The following is a 4,187-nucleotide window of genomic DNA, read 5'->3' as shown; positions in this document are numbered from 1 at the left end:
GGTTCGGGGCCCCCCCCCCGGCGGGGGCGGTCCCGTCCGGGGGGGGGGGGGGGCGCGGCCCCCGCCCGCGTCGACGCGCAGCTGGAAGAGGGTCCGGAACTGACTCAGTTCGCCCTGGGCGGTGCGGTCGCTGCCCGCGCGGGCCACGGTGCGTTCCAGCAGGGCGCTGCCCGCGCGGTCGAGCAACTCGCTGGCTTCCTGCGCACGCCCTTGCGAGATCAGCCAGGCGGCATAGTCATTGGCGGGCTCCAGGCCATAGGGATGTCCGGGCGACAGCACGGACCATGACACGGCCAGCGCTCGGGTGAAGAGGCTCTCGATCTCCGCGGGATCTCCACCGGTCTCCGCCAGGCAGGCGGCCAGCCCGTTCAGGGTGAAGGGCCAGACCGGATTGTCGTCCTCGAGCGTGGCCGCATAGACCCGGGCGACCTCCCGGAACATGGGCGCGGCCTCGCGGCAGCGGCCCTGGACGCGCAGCGCTCCGGCCAGATTGGTCCGCGCCGTCGCCGTATAGGGATGATCCGGGCCGAACGAGCCCTCGAACAGGGCGACGGAGCGCGCCAGAAGGGTCTCGGCTTCCGCCTCGTGACCCTGTTTGTGCAGCACCCAGCCGAGATTGGTCAGGTCGATCGCCTCGTCCACGTCCGTGCCGCGATCCCGGCTGATGGCCAGGGCGCGCCGGTGATAGGGCTCGGCCGCCGCCCATCGTCCGGCGTTCATGTGGACGTTGCCGAGGTTGGTCAGCGCCGCACCGGTCTGTTGCGAGCCGGGTCCCGTGAGCAGTTCATAGAGGGCGAGCGCGCGGCGCAGACTCTCGTCGGCCAGCGCATAGTCGCCGGTGTCGTTGAAGTGGGTGCCCAGGTCGTTCAACGCCTGCGCCGCCGCCAGGCTGTCGGCGCCGTCCGTGGCGACGGCCAGGTCGTAGGCGGCTTCCAGATGCGGGCGCGCTTCGCCGTGGCGGCCCTGCAGGTCCAGCGAGCGCCCGAGCTGGCTGAGCGCCGCCAATCTCAACGGCGCGTCCGGCAGCCGGCTCGACTCCATGGCCCGGATCGCGTCCGACAGTCGTTCGGAAGCCTCGCGATAGCGGCCGGCCTGCAGCTGGGCCGCGCCCATGCGCGCCAAGGCCCGGATTTCCGCGTCCAGCCCGAGCCGGCGCGACAGCGCGAGGTCCTCCTCCATCAGGACGAGCGCCTCGACGGGCCGATCGAGCGCGGTGAGGACGTCCACATTGACCCCCAGGGCCCAGCCTCGCCAGGGATGGGCGGCGTCGGTCGCCGCCAGGGCCTCGCTTGCCGGCGCTTCGGCCTCGGCGGCGCGGCCCAGCGCGATGCGGGCCTGCGCCAGCAGAAGACGCGCCCGGACCGCATCGTCGGTTCCATTAGGCGCGGCGAACAGCTGGTCGACCAGGATCGGCTCGGCCTCGACCGCCCGGCCCTCGATCACCAGACGCTCCGCCTGGTCGAGCGGCGAAACGGATGGCAAGGCGGGCGCCATGCTTCGCGGGAACTCGGACTGACCGGGCGCGGCCACGGCGGCCGTGGCGAGGGACATACCCGCCAGGACCGCCAGCATGCTCCGCATCGCAGCCAAGTGCGCCTCCACTGCCTTCGCGAACCTTAGTCGGTGGAATGCGCCGCCGCTACTGACCGCGCCTGACGCGCGCCATGAGCGCGGCGGTCGAAGGATCGTGCGGCTGCGGCGCTCCGCCTTCCAGCTCGGCCTGGATGGTCCTGGCCAGCACCTTGCCGAGCTCCACGCCCCACTGGTCGAAGCTGTTCAAGCCCCACAGGACGCCTTCGACGAAGGTCTTGTGCTCGTATAGCGCGATCAGGGCTCCAAGGGTCTCGGGCGCGAGCCGCTCCATCAAGATCGTGGTTGAGGGCCGGTTTCCGGGGAAGGTCTTCTGCGGGGCGAGGACGGCGATCTCATCCTCGGACAGCCCCTGGGCCGCCAGCTCGGCGCGGACCTCGGCCTCGGACTTGCCCTTCATCAGGGCCTCGGCCTGGGCGAGGGCATTGGCGTTCAGGGCGGCCTGGGTCTCGCCGCCCTCCGGATTCTCGGCGACGACGATGAACTCGGCGGGGATGACCGCCGTGCCCTGGTGCAGCAGCTGGAAGAAGGCGTGCTGGCCGTTGGTGCCGGGCTCGCCGAAGACCACCGGACAGGTGTCGCCGGCGACCGGGCGGCCGTCGGGACCGACGCGCTTGCCGTTCGACTCCATCTCGAGCTGCTGCAGGAAGGACGGCAGGAGCCGCAGCCGATGGGCGTAGGGAGACACCGTGCGCGCATCGCGTCCGGCCGCGACGTTGAAGGCCTGGGCCAGCGCCATCAGCACCGGCGCGTTGGCATCAAGTGGGGCCACGCGGAAATGGCCGTCCATGGCGCGCGCGCCGGCGAGCAGCCCCTCGAACGCCTCCCAACCCAGGCCGCAGGCGACGCTGAGCCCCACAGCCGACCACAGGGAGAAGCGTCCGCCGACCCAGTCGGCGAAGCCGAAGACCTCTCCGCAGCCGAACGCCCGCGCCCGCTCCGGCGCCGCCGACACGCCCACGAGGTGCGCCGAGACATCCTCGCCTAGGCCGGCCTGCAGCCACGCCTTGGCGACGCGCGCATTGGCCAGGGTCTCCAGGGTCGTGAAGGTCTTTGAGACGACGATGACCAGCGTCCGGCGCGGGTCGAGGCCATGGAGGGCTTCGGTGAGGTCCGAGCCGTCGATGTTGGAGGCGAAGCGCACGTCGATGACCGGGTCGAGCGGCTTCAGCGCCGCCCAGACCATGCGCGGACCGAGGTCCGAGCCGCCGATGCCGATGTGGACGATGGAGTCGATCCGGCCGTCAGCGCGCAGGCGTTCCGCGAAGGCGCGCATCGCCGCGCGCGTGGCGTCGACCTCGCCGGAGACCGGCTGGCCGAGCGCCTGGAAACCGGCGCTCTCATCGGCGCGCAGAGCCGCGTGCAGGACCGCCCGGCCTTCGGAGCTATTGATGGCCTCACCGGAGAACATGCGATCCCGGGCGGCTTCGACATCCAGCGCGCGCGCCAGATCGAGGCCCGCGTCCAGCCCCTCCCGGCTCCAGCTCTGCTTGGACAGGTCCAGGAACAGACCCGCGGCCTCCAGGCTCAGCCGGTCCAGCCGATCGGGCTCGGCCGGGAAGCGTGCGAGGATCGACCCTTCGGCGTCGCGGCGGGCGAGATCGTGGAAACGCTGGCGGGCCGGGTCGGTCGTCATGGAATCAAGGTCTCGTTCACCAAAGCGGCGTACCGCTGGACGACCGGATTAGCCCAAGGAGCCGCCCATGTCCTGCGGACTCGCCCTCGCCGCCGCCCTGCTCGTGACCGACCCCTCGGTCGCCGTCCAGCCCCCCGCCCCGCCGCCTCACACCCTGGCGCAGGAGCCGCTCTACGCCGACATCGTCTCGCGCTCGCAGGCGCTGAAGGGCGTGGTCGACGCCTGGATCGCATCGGGCGCGGCAGAGGACGCGGCTTTCGCGGGCCGGGCGGACTTCGCCGCCTTCCGGAGCGAAGCCGCGATTTTGGCCGAACGGGACATGGCCGGCCACGTCGACCTGCGCGAGCGGAACACTGATGGCGACCTGCGCTGCATCCTGCGTGGACTTTCGGAGGATCTGAGCGAACGGGTCGACGCCCTGGCCGCGGCCGAGACGACCAATGCACGGGCCGATGCGCTGGCGGAGCTGTCCTACCTGCTACGCGACAACGTCGAGGTGGTCACGACGCCGCCGCCTCCTCAGCCGGCGCAGTAGCCTCCGACGCGCGCTCCACCGCCGCGATGACCGCGCCCTCACTCAGCAACTGGGGCAGGACCTGCGGCTCGCCCTCGCGCGGATAGACCAGGTAGAGCGGCACGCCCGAGCGCCCATGCCGGGCCAGTTCGCGCGCGATCTCGGCGTCGCGCAGGGTCCAGTCGGCCACCAGATAGGTCGCGCCGGTGCGCTCCAGCGCCTGGGCGACGCGGCGCGACGACAGGGCCTGGGCCTCGTTGACCTTGCAGGACAGGCACCAGTCGGCGGTGAAGTTGACCAGCACCGGCCCGCCCGCCCGCGCCTCGGCCACGGCCTGGGCGGACCAGGGCCGGGACGGCAGGGCCGAGGCGGAGGCTGACCCGGCCGCGCGCGGGGCCACCGTGGCCCAGGTCGCGGCCGCGACCGCCAGGACGGCGACCCCGGCGA

General features: G+C 72.3%; 4 protein-coding genes. 1 reads left to right on the top strand and 3 read right to left on the bottom strand.

Features of this window, described 5'->3' with window-relative positions:
* Together Q0M60_RS06280 and pgi are read right to left on the bottom strand one after the other, a co-directional pair.
* Window positions 1-1,581 (bottom strand): tetratricopeptide repeat protein (locus Q0M60_RS06280; protein ID WP_296817382.1); only part of this gene is annotated, 1,581 nt, incomplete at its 3' end.
* A gap of 58 nt (window positions 1,582-1,639) precedes the next feature.
* The gene (gene pgi / locus Q0M60_RS06275; RefSeq protein WP_296817380.1) at window positions 1,640-3,226 is read right to left on the bottom strand and encodes a glucose-6-phosphate isomerase; all 1,587 of its coding nucleotides are present in this window, start codon (window positions 3,224-3,226) and stop codon (window positions 1,640-1,642) included.
* A gap of 67 nt (window positions 3,227-3,293) precedes the next feature.
* Here pgi and Q0M60_RS06270 point away from each other — a divergent pair, with 67 nt between their 5' ends.
* A complete protein-coding gene (locus tag Q0M60_RS06270) occupies window positions 3,294-3,761 on the top strand; it encodes a hypothetical protein (protein ID WP_296817377.1) in 468 nt (155 codons plus the stop codon).
* Here the strand turns inward: Q0M60_RS06270 and Q0M60_RS06265 are convergent.
* A partial coding sequence (locus Q0M60_RS06265) for a thioredoxin family protein (RefSeq protein WP_296817374.1) occupies window positions 3,727-4,187 on the bottom strand: 461 nt, incomplete at its 5' end. The genes Q0M60_RS06270 and Q0M60_RS06265 overlap by 35 nt on opposite strands.

The sequence above is a fragment of the Brevundimonas sp. genome (genome assembly GCF_024711105.1).
GTDB lineage: Bacteria > Pseudomonadota > Alphaproteobacteria > Caulobacterales > Caulobacteraceae > Brevundimonas.
Note: the sequence above shows the minus strand (reverse complement) of the source record. Positions and strands in the feature narration are given on the sequence as shown.